This is a genomic window from Lacibacter sp. MH-610, from assembly GCF_045780045.1.
In the GTDB taxonomy this organism is placed as follows: domain Bacteria; phylum Bacteroidota; class Bacteroidia; order Chitinophagales; family Chitinophagaceae; genus Lacibacter.
In genome coordinates, this window is the sequence record NZ_CP116002.1 from 414,200 (window position 1) to 430,921 (window position 16,722).

A 16,722-nucleotide genomic window follows, 5' to 3' on the forward strand; every position below is an offset into this window, starting at 1 on the left:
GTAGAAATGAATACATATGAAATCAACCTCTTTGATTTTTCTTTTATTGCTTGGTACTGCTCTTTGGGCACAACAACCACCTTACACTAAAAAATTACTCCGCACTACTTATCAAAGCGATTTGTTTAAAACAACTCCAAAATTAAATGAGGGGATAGGTGTTACCTATCTTGAAACAGAACTAACCTTGTGGGATGTAGATGATAATAACACTACATACATTAAATGGAATTATAACACGGTTATAAAAGTAGAAGGTCCTTACAAAAACGGTAAGCGAAACGGTGTGTTTACTTATTATGTGATTGACAGTCTTGATAAAAAAAGACTGTACAAAATTTATGAGCAGCAATTTGTGAATGACAGTTTAAACGGCACCTGGACCACTTATAATCTCAAAGGGATAAAAGTACAGGAACAGAATTATGTAAACGGTCTGCTCAAAGGAATGGCTACTACTTATAATTATGATGGCAAAACAATACTTTATGCTATTGACCATATAGACGGTACCCGTAAATACATTGAACGTAATTTTTATAAATCCGGTACGGTTGAATCTGAAATAACCATTGAGGATAAGAAAAAGAATGGCGACTATAAAGAATACTTTCCAGATGGAAAACTAAAACGAAAGCTTTTCCTCAAAAACAATGTGCTGGAAGGGCCGGCCAGTATTTATTATGAAAGTGGTGTTTTAAAAGAAGAAGTTTCTTTTTCAGATAATAAGTTTAACGGAACCCGTAAGTATTATCATCCTAACGGACAGCTCTGGATTGAAGAAATTTATAAAGATGGAATGCATTGGACTGTAATTTCCAACTACGATGCAGAAGGAAACAAACGGAATCCCGGAACATTGAAAGAGGGTAACGGCACTTTAATTCTTTACAATGAAGATGGAACAGTTCGGGAAACAGTACAGTATGTAAACGGAGTTGAGCAATAAAAAAAGCCTGGAATAATCCGGGGCTTCCTTTCTGTTATTTAAGCACGGTTCATGTTTAAGTTATAGGCAGATACTTTATCACATTTAAATAAAACCAATCACTTCTTGCTTTTTTCTTTCAACTTCTGTGCAACACTGTCATAATATTCCTGTGTTAATTTCTCCGTCCAGGTAGTTGGTTGTGCACCTCCGTAAATAGCTAAATAAGTCACGGCACTTTCTTTGGTAGAAGTATGCCAGTGCTCAATATCTTTTTCGCATTTAATTACATCTCCCTTGCGGAGTATCACCGGTTCTTTTCCTCTTTCCTGGTAATACCCTTCCCCTTCTACAATAATAAGCACCTGTGGCGATCCGTGTTTATGCCAGTCAAGTGTGGAGTTGGCCCGGAACGTGGCCTTGGTAATACCATAGCTGATGGTACTGTCTGCCATTAACAAAGGATTTAACTAGGCCTCACCAATATAATGGGTATTGGGAGCTTTTGTGCCTTCTTTTAAATAAGAACTTATAGTATATCCGCTTGACTGGGCAAAACCGGCAAAAGGTATCAAGCCGAATAATAAGAGTATTGCTGTTTTCATGTTGATTTTTTTATTGGAACAAAGTACAAATAAAAAAGGGTTATACTATTTGAGTATAACCCTTTTACTTTTTTTGCTCCCCCTTCAGGACTTGAACCTGAGACCCTCTGATTAACAGTTTGAATTTTCCACATTTCATGGCTTTTCCTGTAGCTTCCTGTCTTTTCATATTTGCCTGACAGTGAACATGTTATGCGTTTTTAAGTGTAGCTTTGTTTTCCTCGGATGTTACAGAACTATCTAATTTGTATGTTCCTTGTATGTACCGGGTGTTATTAAAGCTATAGTATGGTTACATTAAAACTGATATTAGATAATAGAAAGAAAAGAGAAGATGATGTTTATCCTTTGAAGTTGCGGGTAACCTGTAATAGGCTCCAAAAGTATTACAGTACAGGATTTAAGTATACATACGAAAAGTTTGATTTAGTCATGAGAGACAACCCCCCAAAGCAACTTCGTGCTGATAGGGTTGAAATTGAAGAGCTGGTATTGAAAGCAAGGAGAATAATGCGTGAATTAAAAACATTTTCCTTTTCTGCGTTTGAAAAGCAATTTAGAAATGATTTAAAGCCGCAGTATGGCATTTTTGAGTTGTATGAAAAGGTAATTAAAGGAAAAATGGAGAGCGGTGCCATAGGTACTGCTGTTAATTACAGATGCAGCTTAAACAGTTTACGGAAATTTTCTCCAAAATTGGATTTTTCAGAAGTAACGCCGGAGTTTTTAAAAAGCTTTGAAAATCGTTTAGTAAGTGAAAAAAAATCCATTACCACAATTGGAATCTACATGCGCCCTCTTAGAGCTATCATTAATGAGGCCATAAGCCTGCAACTATTTCCTAAAGAATGCTATCCGTTTGGAAGAAAAAAATATATAATTCCTGAAGGGAAGAACCCCAAAAAGGCAATTGATACTGTTGACTTCTTTAAACTGTGGTCTTATAAGTGTAAGAAGCCATTTGGTTATGAAGCAAGGTCCAAAGATTTTTTTATTCTATCTTATTTATGCCAGGGCGCAAACATTAAAGATTTACTTCACTTAAAATATGAAAATTTAAGTGATAATCAGATTCAGTTTTTTAGAGAAAAAACAAAATCAAGTAGTAGAGCTAACCCTGTATTAATTACCATCCCATTATTAGATGAAATAAAAGAAATCATCAATAAGTGGTCAGCAAATGAATCTAAAGAATCATTTGTATTTCCGTTCTTAAACGAAAAGATGACTGCTGAAGAGCGTTTTAAAACTTCAATGCAGTTTGTTCATGTAACCAACAAGCACCTTGCCTTAATTGCTGCCAAACTTGGAATAACGAAAAAGGTGACTACCTATGTTGCACGGCACCAATTTTCAAAAGCAATAATTGATGGAGGAGAATCAATTGAATACCTCTCTGAATGTTTGGGACATTCTGATATCAGGGTTACAAAAGCATATGTTCAACGATTTAGTTTGGAAAGAAAGACAGAAAAAGCGAAGAGACTTATTATACCGGTTAGCGAGAATTTAGAAACATTTAAACCCCGTTTTCATAAAGAAAAGATAAAAGCGTTTTCTTAAAAAAAAACTGTTTTTCGTTCCTGGAAATCTTCGAACTTTGTAAAAATTATTAGTATGAAACAAAATTTTTCCACCATTCTTAAAAATTATGAATTATGTAGATTCAAAACAAGCATCTAAAATTCTATGTGTTAGTATAAGTAAATTATACAAAATGACACACAAAAATGAAATTGCCTATTACAAAATAGGCTCAAAAAATGTGTTTGATGTAAATGATTTGGAAGAATACATCAAACAACATGAAATCAAGCCCATCAGGGAGGTTCAACTTAAAATGATTCCTGGACAATTAAGTGAAGGGATAGGAAAGACAAAGTTTGAATATGATAGGGCGTAAAAGAAGGGTTCCTCCCATTTATGAATTGGAATTTATGAAAATGGCAGAATTTGCCAGAGAAATTAAAATGAATGACAAGCAGCTTTATGAACTGCTTAAAGACGAGAAGCTCATCCTCTATAATGGAAAACCTTCAGATGAGATGTATTATTCAGGCAGAATGGTCTGGGTAAGAAGGAAAGGTAGAATGGCCTATACCCCCATTCTTACAAGTAAAGGGTATTATTTCTTGATGGATTTAATAAAGAATTCTTCAACTATCAATTAGCAAGTTTCATTTAATGTTTAACTACGGCCTCTTCATACGAGGAGGCCTTTCTTTTCTAAATTTTAAAAAATGAAAATTTTTATCCCCATATTATTGGCAGATCAACTAGAAAAAGAGCTTTCCAACAAAAACCGGCCATTGCCATATTTTAAGAAAGACAAATTGTATTATATTATTAGCGTTGTCTATAGTGGTTATTTGATTAATTACTTCAATGAATCTGATTCTGTAGTTCATAAATACCTTAGTTCACAATTACTCCAAAAGATTCTTGGTAAAAAATATAATTTCTATATCAATTTTTTAATTGAGAAGAATATTCTACGTAGAACCAGTGGATTTAAAACCGGGATAAATTCATTTGGTTACTCGTTGCCAAATTTAGAACACTACGGGCACACCGGGTACACAATTACTGATATGGTCATAAAACGAAAACTGCAATCACACTTTCGAAGTAAAAACAATCTATTCATTAAAAAAAATGAGCATTTAACAAAAGACTTTAAATATTTAATGTTTAATCAAGAAATGGCGTTAAAGTTTTGCAGGAGAGTATCACAAATCAAGTCCAAGTCAAATAGTGCCAAAGATCTAAGACTTAAGTACAAAGAAAAAGTTGTCGAGGTATTGTATAAAGACCCCACACAACAGGATGCTTATTCCAAATTCATCATAAGCAATTTTGTTGAAAAGCAATACAGGTTTAAAATATGCACATCCAATAATCGATTCAATTCTATTCTAACTCTTTGCCCAAGTGTTCTAAGGAATTTCTTAAGTTACAAAGGGCAAGAGCTTGTTAGTATTGATCTAAAGAACAGTCAACCTTACTTACTATTGATACTATTTAATCCTAAGGTCAATGAAAAAATGAAAAAAATATTTTATTCTATATATAATTCTAATAATCAGACTACTAATCACTACCCTTTTACTTTGAGCAAAACTACACACAACATTGATTTACAAGAGTTTATAAAGTATAAAACCCTTCTTTCAAATGGTAATTTTTACCCTTTTTTTTTTGAAAAGCTTGGGTTCGAATCAAAAGACTACTCATCATTAAAAAAGCATTTCAAAAAATGTGTCTTTGGAACATTATATAGTCGTAATTCCGGAAGATCACAATTTATTGCCCCGTCTGAGAAACTGTTGTCACCGGATGATGGAATAAATTTAGAGATACCTTATGGTAAGGTTGGTGTTAAAACAATAATGTCTCGAGAGTTTCCACGTATTTATAGAGTAATCAGGGACTTAAAAAGGGAGAGATATCAAAACCTTGCATTATTCCTGCAAAGAGTCGAAAGCTATCTTTTTCTGGAAGTCATAATACCGTTGATTCGAGAGCAAAATAAAGCCGTACCGCTTTTTCCAGTTCATGACTCAATAATCACAACACCGGAGCACCTGGAGTTTGTACTTAACACAATGAGTGATGTTTTAGAAGAATATGTTGGGGTAACGCCAAGTTTCTCCATTGAGCAACTTAATATTGATAAGGCTGAAGAATATTTAGGTAGTCTTATTGAACGAGGAAGGGTACTACCCAAAGTTATAAGTATAGGTAAGCAAAAAGAATGCTATGGAAAGGCGGCATAATTGAAGGTGATAGCTATCTATATCATTTTTTTAAAGTGAAATAGATCGATTTATATAATGAAGTTTGATTAGGGGGGCATTAAACGATGCCCCTTTATGCGCTTGGTGTAAAAACAATCTTTCCGTACGGCTGGAAAACAAACAATATCTGGACGTCGTGAAGAGGAAGCGTGTAGCGCCGCACAGATTTTTAGCAATCTTGATGTAATTAGATTTGAAAAAGGCATAATGTATAGTCAAAGGCACCCACGTAACAGACTTTGTTAGGAATAAAAGTGCATACACAATAATATTTGTGTTATCACTCTTGTTAATCCTTAACTTAAAATTGTTGAAGTATTTCGAAATAAATCTGTTTATTAAATAGTAAAGTAGATTTCAACAAAGAAGCATTCACAAAATTATTTTCAGAAAACGCTTGCATATTAATATTTTGTCAGTTAGTTTAGATTTCAGAAGAACCCTAAACACCCAACTTACTTATGAGAGCACATCTCTCACATTTTTTGTTCCTATTCTTAATTGCAACTTCTTTACAAGTCGATGCACAGGTAGAAGATACTCTAACAGGGAAATCATTACTTTCCTATAGTAATGCTATAACAAATAAAGTTCAAAGAACAGATCAGCAAATCTCATCTCTCACTCAACGGGCTTTAACGAAACTGAAAAAACAGGAGCAAAAGCTGTACAGGAAACTCTATAAAATTGATTCAGTTGCAGCAAAAAACATCTTTTTCCAATCCGCCAATCATTATAAAGAAGCTCAACAAAAAATTACTATCACAGTACAGCAGGTGCAGAGCAAGTTTTCAGGAGAATACATTTCGTATTTAGACACCCTTACTAATAGCATTGCCTTTATAAAGGAAGGAAAAGATATATTGAATAAAAGTAAAGAAGTTCAACAAAATCTAAAAGTTGTTTCAGAGAAAGTGAAAGCGCTAAATAATACAGTACAACAGACTGAACAACTCAAGAAATATATTACTCTACGTAAGGAATATCTTAAAAACCAGTTAAGTAAGTATACGTCTTTAAGTAAAGACCTTACCAAGCTAAATAAAACAGTATTTTATTATTCACAGCAGGTGCGTGATGTGAAAGAAGCTTTAAAAGACCCAAAGAAAGCTGAGCAAAAGGTATTGGCTTTGTTGAGAGAAAACCGGATGTTTCAGGATTTTATAAAGAAGAATTCATTCCTTGCAGGCATTTTTGATATTCCCGCTGATTACGGTACCTCTGGAGTTGGTTCGCTTCAAACGAGAATGCAGGTAAATGCAATCATACAAACCAGAATGAATGTAATGGGCCCGAATGCACAACAACAAATACAACAAAATGTACAGGCAGGTCAACAACAACTCAGTACACTTCGGAATCAGTTTCCATTTTTAAACTTTTCGTCAGAAATGCCGGATTTTAAACCCAATATGGAACGAACCAAGCAGTTAAAAAAGAGATTTGAAATGGGATCGAACATACAAACTGTACGGGCACAAACGTATTTTCCTACAACAACTGATTTTGCACTTTCAATAGGATATCGTTTAAACGAAAAGAGTGTGATCGGTATAGGAAGTTCTGTGAAAATGGGATGGGGAACAGGAATTGATAATATTCAGATTACATGTAGCGGTTACAGTCTTCGCTCATTTATTGACTGGAAGTTAAAAGGTGGCTTCTGGTTAAGCGGTGGCTATGAATTGAATTATCTCAGTGCAAGCAGGCGTATTACTTATGTCACTTTTAAAAACGTACAAAAACAGAGTGCTTTGTTTGGACTAAGTAAAATAGTGGATATGAAAAGTAGGTTTTTTAAAAAGACAAAAATTCAGATTCTTTATGATGTGTTTTGGAAAATACAAAATCCTGTGACCGAACCTGTAAAATTCCGTATTGGGTACAATTTTTAAACAGCAATAGAATAATTTTTTTAAAACTTTATTTAAAATCTTATGAGAATAAATAGCCTTTTTGTTTTATGTATTTTGTCATTTCATATTTATGCTCAAGGGCCCGAAAAAGTACAAGCACCACCTTCGCCAACTGTAGCATCATTAGGTAAATTTGATCAGATTAATGTTGATTATTTCAATGGCTTAGTGAATGCTCAGGTACCACTTTATACTATTAGAAGCGGATCTTTTTCTATACCAATTCAATTAATGTATCATGGTCAGGGAATGAAACCGGATCAACGATCAGGTTGGGTTGGATTAAATTGGAGTTTGAATATTCCATGGGCAATTACACGGGTTTTAAATGGCGAACCTGATGAGAAATTGTTGTCAGGCCACACCTTCGATATCCCAGGCTATCAATATCCCTTCAGCGCATCATATTATAATCATTATGGTGTACTTGATAGAAGTGATTGGCATTCATATAGTGCTTTAGTAGAATACCAAACTAAGTTTTTTAATTTAAACAATACATCCTGGTCTGATAAAAGACCCGTACCGTCACCCGATGAGTTCAAATTTAATTTCTTAGGTTTTTCGGGTAGTTTTTTACTTGATCATAAAGGTTTTTGGCGTTTCAAATGTGATCAGCCGGGTGCATTAAAGGTTATTGAAGTAAATATTTTTCCTGATGTACCTGTTTCAACAACACCGTCACAATTAAGTAGCATGGATTATGCAGTAGAGATAACAAGTTTACAACCGGATGGAAGTAATCCATACAAAACTCGTAAGAAAAGAATGATAAAAGGATTTACTCTTGCAGATGGTTCAGGAAACAAGTATGTTTTTGGAGGTGAAGAAGGTTCTATTGAATATTCAAGATTTCCATTCAGTTTTCCGGCAGAAGACTATTGGGGTAATTTAACCATTCCGACAACTTATTATCTTACAAATATTATTCCTTTAAAAGGAAGTGAAATTACTTTCGAGTATATCAAATCAAATCGCTATCAATTTAATACAACTGAGATTTGGAAAACCCTGCAATTAAATACCGTAGGGTATTCGTCCTCTACAAATGGACCTGGAAACAATGTTAGTTTAAATATTATAAACGGCTCATACCTGAGCAAAATAGCTTTTGAAGATGGATATGTACTTTTTGAAAGAAGTTTTACAAATGATTTAAGCAACCCATATACAATTGGAGGTGGTGCATACATACCTTTTAATGGGTATCCGGATATATTTGAACAAAATCAAATGCAAGTAAACGAACCGCAGTATTATAAGCTTGACGCAATCAAAGTGTATGATTCTGACGAAAGATATAGAAAGCATATTCAATTTACATATGATGAAATAAGTACCAAGCGACTAATGTTAAAAGAAGTGAAAGATGTTTCAGAAGAAGTTCCAGTTCGATATCAGTTTACTTATTATGAAGATCCCTCTAAACCACAACCGCCATACCACTCACGGCAATTAGATCATTGGGGGTTTTGGAATGGCATTAACTGGTTTCAAACAAATGCTAATAATATTTCAATGAGCAATTATCCAAGTTATTATGCATCAAGGGAACCTGTATTTGACTGGGCTAAGCAAGGGGCATTAGAAAAAATTGTTTATCCCACCGGAGGTCATTCAAAATTCACTTATCAATTAAACGACTACACTGGTCTGCTGAATTACTATAACGGGAACACTTCAAATATTTTTGACCCCAATGCGGATATTACTTATTCAGAGATTGCAAGTCCGGCAATAAAAAATGCTGGCGGATTAAGGATATGGAAGGTTGAAGATTTTTCTCCTGAAACAAATCAAACTTACACAAAAGAATTTGAATACAGACTTCCTGAAGAAAATGGAGTTCAAAAAAGCAGCGGTATCCTTGCCGGGTTGCCTAGTTATATAGAACAGGGGCAGCTATGGTTTAACACATGGTACTATTTTCTTTCATGGCAAAATTATAATACTCAGCCGTTTGGTTTAACAAACGGCTCCCATATAACATATTCCCGGGTAAAGGAAAAGTTGCCGAGTGGAGCTTATATTGTTCGTGTATATTCAAATAGCAATAATATATCTTATCGTGATCAAAAATATTTAAATAAGGCTATTGGTAATAATAACGTTTACAGAGGTAATATGCCTTATTCAAGTCTTGAGTTAGAAAGGGGGCAACTACTTGAAGAACTCTATTATAATTCGGCAAATATTTTACTTAAAAAAATAAAGTATTCGTACAATACAAATCCTCAAAGACAAGACGACCACGTACGTATGGTTGAGTTTACAGCGCTGGATATGAGTACAGGATTTGCGGACCTTGTTTCGAGTTTTCGACCGAATACATCAGGTAGTACTGATTACATAAAAATTAGGAATGCATACTCATACAAGAAATATATGTATCCTAACAATATTTCAAAGATTGAAGAAACAGTATGGGATCAAAACGGCGTAAATAGTGTTTATTCTGTAACAGACTTAGAATACGATCAATATAGAAATATAAGAAGTAAATCAACATTAACCAGCGATAACAAACTGGTAAAGATATTATTTAAATATTCAGGGGATTATCCTTCAACGGGAACCGATGTGGCTTCATTGGGGATAAAATTACTCAAAGAAAGCCATTGTAATTCCTGTGTAATTGAAACAATTACAATTACAAGTAATGCTGATGGTTCAAACCCAGTTGTAACTGATGCGGTTTTAAATTTTTACAAACAAGACAAGCCTCTTTTAGAAAAACAAATAAGGTTAAATAAAAATCAGATAATTCCTTATACTGCTTCATTTGATTCATATATCGGTAATGATAATCAATTTCACTTTAACAGTTTTTACAATAACGAACCTGTTTACAGAGGAGAATTGTATAATAATGAGAGTAAAGTTATTCAGGAAAGAATGAAAGAAGGCATTACTTATTCTTATGTTTGGTACAATTCAACTTTTCTTTCTGCTGTATGCAAAGGAGCATTTGCAAGTGATATTGCATTTACAAGTTTTGAAGAGAAAGATATGTTCTTTGAAAGAGGTAACTGGTACGTTTCAGGTCTTATCACAGATAACACGGTTTCGTTGACAGGATATAAATCTTATCCTTTAGCGAATGGTAACATAACTAAAAATGGCCTTAGTAATTCACTGCAGTATATCGTTACCTACTGGAGTCAAAACGCCTCTGCGGTAGTAAACGGTACAACAGGAACACAGGGGGTAACAAGAAATGGATGGACATACTATGAGCATACTATTAGTAATACAACCTCGATAACTATTTCAGGAAATTCCCGAATTGATGAACTTAGGCTGTTACCTAAAGCTGCACAAATGAGCACATTTGTTTTTGATCCTGTATTTGGTATGACAAGTCAAAGTGACCCGAATAATGTATTTACTTTTTATGAGTATGATAACTTGGGCCGATTAAAAATTATAAAAGACCATAATAAAAATATTGTAAAAACGTACTGCTACAATTACTATGCAGGAAACTTAGTAAGCCCTTGTTATAACGGCACACAGGGTTATGTCAATTCAGCTCAATCAGGGTGGTTTACCAAGCAATGTCCTAATGGTGAGATAGGTACGCAGGTTCTTTATATCGTTCCTGCGGGAACCCATACCGCTGCTACTTTTGAACTAGCAAATCAACTGGCTCAGCAGGATGTAATCAACAATGGACAGGCGTATGCTAATGCAAATGGCACATGTCTTAATACTACATGTGTTACTGGTACAGGCAATTGCAACGGGCCTGATTTAAAGTGCATCCGGGGAGTTTGTGAAAAAGCGAAAAAAGTTATGCTTGGATATTACTGTGACGGAACTTTTTTTCAGGTAATATTTAGATATGAATGGAGTGATGGTTCAAAGAGCGCTGAGTTTACTGAGTCAGCAGGTTCCTGTGGAGGTGGTCCTGAATTTTAAAAAATTAAAATCATTTATATGTTCAAATTTATAATAATAGCTTTTACATTATTAACAACTACAGCAGTAAGCATTTACACCTTATCTGTACCTGCAATTTCTACCGGAGCTATCAATTTTCAAAACTATCAGGGTAAAAAAATACTTTTGGTAAATATCGCTACATCAGGCTCCAATCTTGAACAACTTACAGAACTAGAACAGTTCTATCAACTCCATAAAGACAGCGTTGTTGTCATTGGTTTTCCCAGTAACAGCTTTGGTAATACTACACAAACAAATACGGGTATCAAACAATTCCTTGATTCTTACGGTATCACATTCCCCATAGCTGCAAAATCTGATGTGGATGATGTAAATGCAAATACTGTTTATAAATGGCTGGCAAATGCCGCAGATAACGGTTCTCACGAAGTAGAAATAACGGAAGATTTTCAAAAAGTGCTAATTGGAAAAACAGGGAAGATAAAAGGTGTATTTTCTGCTGCACTTCATCTGCAAAGTCAATTTATTTCAAATGCGCTTCGTGCAAACTAAAACCGATTTGACGAACATTAAACTCAATATATGAGGCACTCATTAATTACAGGATTGTTTTTAGTTAATAGCATTGCTGTGTCTGCACAGCTTTCTGCTAACAGAAACTTTATAATGACAACAACCATGAGGCAACCTGTTTCAACTGTTACTCAAGTTCAGGCTTCAACTGTGCATACAGGTTATAAAACTGAAGTAGTACAGTATTTTGACGGGTTGGGGAGAACAATTCAAACTGTACTGCCTAATGCAAGCCCTCAATACAGAGATATTGTTATGCCTGTAGAATATGACCTTTATGGCAGAGAAGTAAAAAAATATTTACCTTTTGTAAACGTATCTCAAACTGATCAATGGGGTGCTTATAATTCTGCATGGGCATCTCAACAAACGTCATTTTATAACGGACAAGCATCAGGTGTTACTCCGGACACTGCCCCTTTTTCAGAAGCAGTACTTGAAAACTCTCCTTTTAACAGGGTACTTGCTTCAGGTGCACCGGGTATTGTGTGGCAACCTAATGTAAATAACCCGTATGATGCTGCAAAAAAAACCATTAAAGTTAATTATGAAACAAATGTTGCAGGCGATAATATCAAACTATGGTCTGTGTTACTTACTACTTCTGATTTTAATATTTCTCAAATTACAAGTACAGGTTTGTACGCACCGGGGCAGTTGTTTGTGAACAGAACAACAGATGAACATAATAACATTGTTAAAGAGTATATTGATAAAGAACAAAAAGTAATTCTCAAACGAGTACAAGACGATGCTGGCTGGTTAGAAACCTATTATATTTATAATTATCTCAACAAGTTAGTTGCAGTCATACAACCTGAAGGAACTGCTGCTTTACCAGCTTCATTAACATGGGACTTTGCTGATAAGTGGATGTTTTTATACAGGTATGATCATTTGAACAGAATGGTCATGAAGAAGGTGCCGGGTGCCGATAGTATTGTTATGATGTATGATAAGTGGGACAGGTTAGTATTAGTACAGGATGGTAAACAAAGAAGTACTAACCAGTACATTTATACGAAGTATGATTCTTATAATAGACCTATCATAACAGGACAATACACCGATGCTTCAAGTCATCAGTATATAAGAGATGATCTTATGAATGCAACAATACGTTTTGAAACTGCATCTGCCAATACCTATGGCTATACACTTAATCAAACATTTCCTGTTTCTGCTTCAGAAAATTACCTGCTCACTATTTCTTATTATGATAACTATTCATCAATACCCTGGGTAAATAACGGATATGCTTTTGTACCTGAAAATGCAGTACCCGCTGCTATACAAAGCAACAATATAAAAAATTTGGTTACAGGATCTATGGTGAGGGCAACAGGACTAAACATGTGGTTGCGTACCGTTACCTATTATGATCAAAAATATCGCCCTGTACAAATTATTAACGATAACGTATTTGGCAAAAAAGACAGGGTTACAAGAAAATTGGCATTTGACGGGTTGGTAGAAGAAGAATGGAGCACACATACCAGCGATTTTTATCCTGCAGGTCTCCTTACTGTAAAAAAATACAGCTATGACCATACAGGAAGATTATTGACGGTGAAAAGTACCATTGGCTCCCAACCTGAAGTAACGGTGGCAGATAATCAATACAACCAGGTAGGTCAGCTTCTCAGCAAGAAACTGCATACCACTGCAGCTAATCCTGTACCATTACAGCAAATGGATTATGGCTACAACATAAGAGGATGGCTCACCAATGTAAATAGAGTAGAAAATACTGCTGGTGTAACAGCCTATGACCCTAATGACTTATTTGCATTTGAACTCAATTACAATACCACCGCACTTGCTGGCAGCACGGGGCAGTTTAACGGCAACATCAGTGAGCAGAAATGGAAAGGCCCAGTGGCTGAAACCCCAAGAGCGTTTTCTTACACCTATGATAAAGTAAACAGGATAAAAACCTCCCGAATAAGTGAGTATAACGGAAGCTGGAGCGCACTCAGTACAAAGTATGCAGAAGATATAACCCAATATGATAAAAACGGAAACATTAAAGGGCTTAACCGTTATCATAACAATGTGCAGGTGGATCAGATGAACTACAGCGCCTACAGCGGTAATAAACTGCTACAGGTAGATGACCCTTTAAACACAGTGGGTGTGGGTTTTAAGAACGGTACTAACAGCGGTAATGATTATACCTATGATGCGGTAGGTAATATGACATCAGATCAAAATAAAGGTATCTATTCCATTACTTACAACTACCTTAACCTGCCTGAAGTAATTGAAATACCGGGGAAGGGTACAATAACCTATACTTATGATGCAGCGGGAAATAAACTTTCAAAAATAATTAATGAAAACCTCGCAGTATTTACAGCTTATTATTATGTTGGCACATTTGTTTACAAGAAGTCTTGGACTGAATATGAACCCGTTGGGTGTAACGGTTGTTATGTTCCTCCTTCAGAACAAATAGTTCTTCCATTACAACCCGAGCTGATTCTCCATGAGGAAGGCCGCATACGTTTAAAACCAATTGATGAAAACTATCATCTGGCTGCCGGAAATAGTAGTTACCAGTATGATTACTTTATGAAAGACCATTTAGGAAATGTTCGGCTTGTTATAACAGCGGAGGGGCAGACTGACTTGTACGTTGCCACAGTTGAAAGAGGTTTAAAAGGAAAAACAGCACTGAAAGAAGATCAACTCTTTAACAATCTTTCTACTACAACACCAAGGCGAACTTATATTCCTGTAAACTTTGATATTCCTGCAAATTCAGCTAATCAATTTGTTTATAAGCTTAGCGGAACATTTAGTGAACAGGTTGGGATAAGTAAAGTGTTAAAAGTTATGGCAGGAGATAAAATAAGTATGGAAGTGCGTGCTTATTATGAACAAAACCAGGCACCCGCACCCGACCCTAATTTCTTAAATGAGATTGTAACCATCCTCACAGGGGGTATTGTAGCCAATGGAGGAGCAAAAGGCGGAACTAATACACCCGCAGGTATTACAGGAATCGTAAACCCGCTTGTAAGTAATTTTTTAACCAACAATCCAGACAGGCAAAATTATAATACTACAAGACCTAAAGCTTTTTTAAACTATATCTATTTTGATGAAAACTTTAATGTGGTAAATAGTGGTGCTAAACAGGTACAACCCGGAGCACCTGCTCCCACACTTGTTATCTCTCCTGTAAACAATACCGTACAAAAACATGGTTATCTTTATGTATTCTTAACCAACGAAAGCCCTACGGATGTGTATTTTGATGATTTAAAAATAAGCCATATAAGAGGCCCAGTACTCGAAGAAACGCATTACTACAGTTTTGGTTTGAGTATCCCTAATTTAAGTACAAGTGCAATAGGTAAGGGAGAGAATCGTTACAAGTATAATGGTAAAGAATTGCAGTGCAAGGAGTTTAGTGATGGTGGTGGGTTGGAGTGGTATGATTACGGAATGAGAGAGTATGATGTACAGATAGGAAGGTTTTTTAGACTAGACCCTATTGCAGAAGAATTTTATCAATTAACGCCATATCAATACGCAAGTAATGAGCCTGTTGGTAATATTGATTTAGATGGACTTGAAGGAACCGGTGCTGTAAGTACAACCTCGTCGAAAGAGGAAAAACCTAATAATCCACAATCCATAAAAGATTATTGGCAAGGAGCAAAGGATGGATTTATTGGTTATTTTTCTAGCTTGTGGGCACAATCTAGATACTTTCAAAAAAATCCAAGTGAACTTGTTAAGTATGGACTTAATCAAATTGTTAACCCAATAGAAAAATTTAAAAATTTAAAGAATTTTTGGGAAGTAATGCCAATGAAGATGGCTTATGATTACTATCAAACTAGTAAAGCTTTTTTAGGCAATTTAGTAGATGGCAACTACTATGCGGCAGGACAAATAGGTGGGTCTAAAGCAGCAGAAGGAACATTGCAAATAGGCTTGATGCTCATAACTTCTGGATTAGCAAAAGGATCTTTTATTTCAAGAAACTCTTTAGTTGCAGAAAGCAGCGTAACAGAATCGTTAGGAACTCGATTTGTAACTGAAGTTGAAGTAAATAGCCGAGGGAGAGTTATTGCAACTGGAACTATTGACTTACAACCAACATTTGACAGAATAGCTAAAGGAAACGTAGGTAGTCACATATCAAGAAATGATGGAGCTGTATTCCAAAATAGAGAAGGACTACTTCCTCGTGCGAATGGGTTAACTTATAAAGAATATAATATAGCCACACCTGGACAGTCTGGAGCAGGTGCAATCAGATTGGTGGTTGGTAGTAATGGGAAAGCATATTTAACCACAGATCATTATATCTCATTTATAAGAGTTAGATGAAATATATGGAAAAATTATTAAAGAAAAACGGTATAATTGAATATTTCCAACTTCAACATCAGATTGATGAAATTGAAGAATTTGCCAAAGCTAATAACTATAAGTTTTATTTAATTAACCAAGATATTAAAAGCAAGGGAGATCTATTAAAAGCATTTTTTTCTATATGTGAATTCCCAGATTATTTTGGCTTTAACTGGGATGCTTTAAATGATTGTTTACAAGATTACTCATTTGCGCCTGCTAATGGTTATATATTTGGAATTTTAAACTCAAAGAAAATAGAGAGTAGTCTTGGAGCTGAGTATGATACTTTTATTGATATTTTTTCTGAGTCATGTAAAAAATGGGAGGCTGAAAACAAGCCATTTGTTTTGTTACTGGGATAAATTAATTCATTTTTCACAGCATTTTTCCAATATAATAAAGGTAAATAGGTCTCTCAAAGAACTGTTCGGCACACACAGCGCCAGACCAAAAGAGGAGTTGTGATTCATGTATTTGTTTTCACTTGGATGGAATCACAACACCTCTTTTGCCATATAGGTTGCTTCGCAAGTCTGTCACAGTATGTGCAGCGTCACTGTTCTTTGTTCGGGAAGCTCTCCCTGTCTGTACCATCTCTTCCACTCATTCCCAGCCCATACTTC

The 16,722-nt window shown here is 35.2% G+C and carries 12 protein-coding genes; 10 read left to right on the forward strand and 2 right to left on the reverse strand.

The features are described 5' to 3' along the window. Positions 1 to 16 precede the first annotated feature (16 nt). Complete coding sequence (locus PDL71_RS01880) at positions 17 to 949, forward strand: toxin-antitoxin system YwqK family antitoxin (protein ID WP_407524585.1); 933 nt, start codon at positions 17 to 19, stop codon at positions 947 to 949. A gap of 98 nt (positions 950 to 1,047) precedes the next feature. On the opposite strand, the gene PDL71_RS01885 is transcribed toward PDL71_RS01880, so the two are convergent. Further along, positions 1,048 to 1,383, reverse strand: coding sequence for a cupin domain-containing protein (locus PDL71_RS01885; RefSeq protein ID WP_407524587.1), 336 nt, complete (start codon positions 1,381 to 1,383; stop codon positions 1,048 to 1,050). Between the two features lie 15 nt (positions 1,384 to 1,398). Further along, complete coding sequence (locus tag PDL71_RS01890; RefSeq protein ID WP_407524589.1) at positions 1,399 to 1,533, reverse strand: hypothetical protein; 135 nt, start codon at positions 1,531 to 1,533, stop codon at positions 1,399 to 1,401. Between the two features lie 288 nt (positions 1,534 to 1,821). Between PDL71_RS01890 and PDL71_RS01895 the strand changes: the two genes are divergently transcribed. The 9 genes from PDL71_RS01895 (at position 1,822) to PDL71_RS01935 (ending at position 16,461) form a co-directional block, all read left to right on the forward strand. Then, positions 1,822 to 3,096: a tyrosine-type recombinase/integrase gene (locus tag PDL71_RS01895; RefSeq protein WP_407524591.1), complete on the forward strand. Its 1,275-nt coding sequence runs from the start codon at positions 1,822 to 1,824 to the stop codon at positions 3,094 to 3,096. Positions 3,097 to 3,250: 154 nt separating this feature from the next. Further along, positions 3,251 to 3,436 (forward strand): hypothetical protein, encoded by a 186-nt coding sequence (locus tag PDL71_RS01900; RefSeq protein WP_407524593.1) that lies wholly within the window; start codon positions 3,251 to 3,253, stop codon positions 3,434 to 3,436. Positions 3,437 to 3,476: 40 nt separating this feature from the next. Further along, a complete protein-coding gene (locus PDL71_RS01905; RefSeq protein WP_407524595.1) occupies positions 3,477 to 3,704 on the forward strand; it encodes a hypothetical protein in 228 nt (75 codons plus the stop codon). Between the two features lie 69 nt (positions 3,705 to 3,773). Beyond that, entirely contained in the window at positions 3,774 to 5,309 is a 1,536-nt protein-coding gene (locus PDL71_RS01910) for a hypothetical protein (protein WP_407524597.1), read from the forward strand. Positions 5,310 to 5,791: 482 nt separating this feature from the next. Next, positions 5,792 to 7,225 carry a hypothetical protein gene (locus tag PDL71_RS01915; protein ID WP_407524598.1) on the forward strand — a complete coding sequence of 478 codons (1,434 nt, stop codon included), beginning with the start codon at positions 5,792 to 5,794 and terminating at the stop codon, positions 7,223 to 7,225. 42 nt (positions 7,226 to 7,267) lie between these two features. After that, positions 7,268 to 11,167 (forward strand): DUF5977 domain-containing protein, encoded by a 3,900-nt coding sequence (locus PDL71_RS01920; RefSeq protein WP_407524600.1) that lies wholly within the window; start codon positions 7,268 to 7,270, stop codon positions 11,165 to 11,167. 18 nt (positions 11,168 to 11,185) lie between these two features. Next, on the forward strand, positions 11,186 to 11,704 hold the full coding sequence (locus PDL71_RS01925) for a hypothetical protein (RefSeq protein ID WP_407524602.1): 519 nt from the start codon (positions 11,186 to 11,188) through the stop codon (positions 11,702 to 11,704). A 30-nt stretch (positions 11,705 to 11,734) separates the two neighbouring features. Continuing rightward, positions 11,735 to 16,072: a DUF6443 domain-containing protein gene (locus tag PDL71_RS01930; protein WP_407524604.1), complete on the forward strand. Its 4,338-nt coding sequence runs from the start codon at positions 11,735 to 11,737 to the stop codon at positions 16,070 to 16,072. A 5-nt stretch (positions 16,073 to 16,077) separates the two neighbouring features. Next, positions 16,078 to 16,461, forward strand: coding sequence for a barstar family protein (locus PDL71_RS01935; RefSeq protein ID WP_407524606.1), 384 nt, complete (start codon positions 16,078 to 16,080; stop codon positions 16,459 to 16,461). The last annotated feature ends 261 nt before the right edge of the window (positions 16,462 to 16,722 follow it).

Excerpts from the sequence above, each read along its gene's own strand:
- PDL71_RS01915 (WP_407524598.1), top strand. The coding sequence starts at position 5,792 with ATGAGAGCACATCTCTCACATTTTTTGTTCCTATTCTTAATTGCAACT.
- PDL71_RS01900 (WP_407524593.1), top strand. The coding sequence starts at position 3,251 with ATGACACACAAAAATGAAATTGCCTATTACAAAATAGGCTCAAAAAAT.
- PDL71_RS01930 (WP_407524604.1), top strand. The coding sequence starts at position 11,735 with ATGAGGCACTCATTAATTACAGGATTGTTTTTAGTTAATAGCATTGCT.
- PDL71_RS01935 (WP_407524606.1), top strand. The coding sequence starts at position 16,078 with ATGGAAAAATTATTAAAGAAAAACGGTATAATTGAATATTTCCAACTT.
- PDL71_RS01925 (WP_407524602.1), top strand. The coding sequence starts at position 11,186 with ATGTTCAAATTTATAATAATAGCTTTTACATTATTAACAACTACAGCA.
- PDL71_RS01880 (WP_407524585.1), top strand. The coding sequence starts at position 17 with ATGAAATCAACCTCTTTGATTTTTCTTTTATTGCTTGGTACTGCTCTT.
- PDL71_RS01885 (WP_407524587.1), bottom strand. The coding sequence starts at position 1,383 with ATGGCAGACAGTACCATCAGCTATGGTATTACCAAGGCCACGTTCCGG.
- PDL71_RS01920 (WP_407524600.1), top strand. The coding sequence starts at position 7,268 with ATGAGAATAAATAGCCTTTTTGTTTTATGTATTTTGTCATTTCATATT.
- PDL71_RS01890 (WP_407524589.1), bottom strand. The coding sequence starts at position 1,533 with ATGAAAACAGCAATACTCTTATTATTCGGCTTGATACCTTTTGCCGGT.
- PDL71_RS01910 (WP_407524597.1), top strand. The coding sequence starts at position 3,774 with ATGAAAATTTTTATCCCCATATTATTGGCAGATCAACTAGAAAAAGAG.
- PDL71_RS01895 (WP_407524591.1), top strand. The coding sequence starts at position 1,822 with ATGGTTACATTAAAACTGATATTAGATAATAGAAAGAAAAGAGAAGAT.
- PDL71_RS01905 (WP_407524595.1), top strand. The coding sequence starts at position 3,477 with ATGGCAGAATTTGCCAGAGAAATTAAAATGAATGACAAGCAGCTTTAT.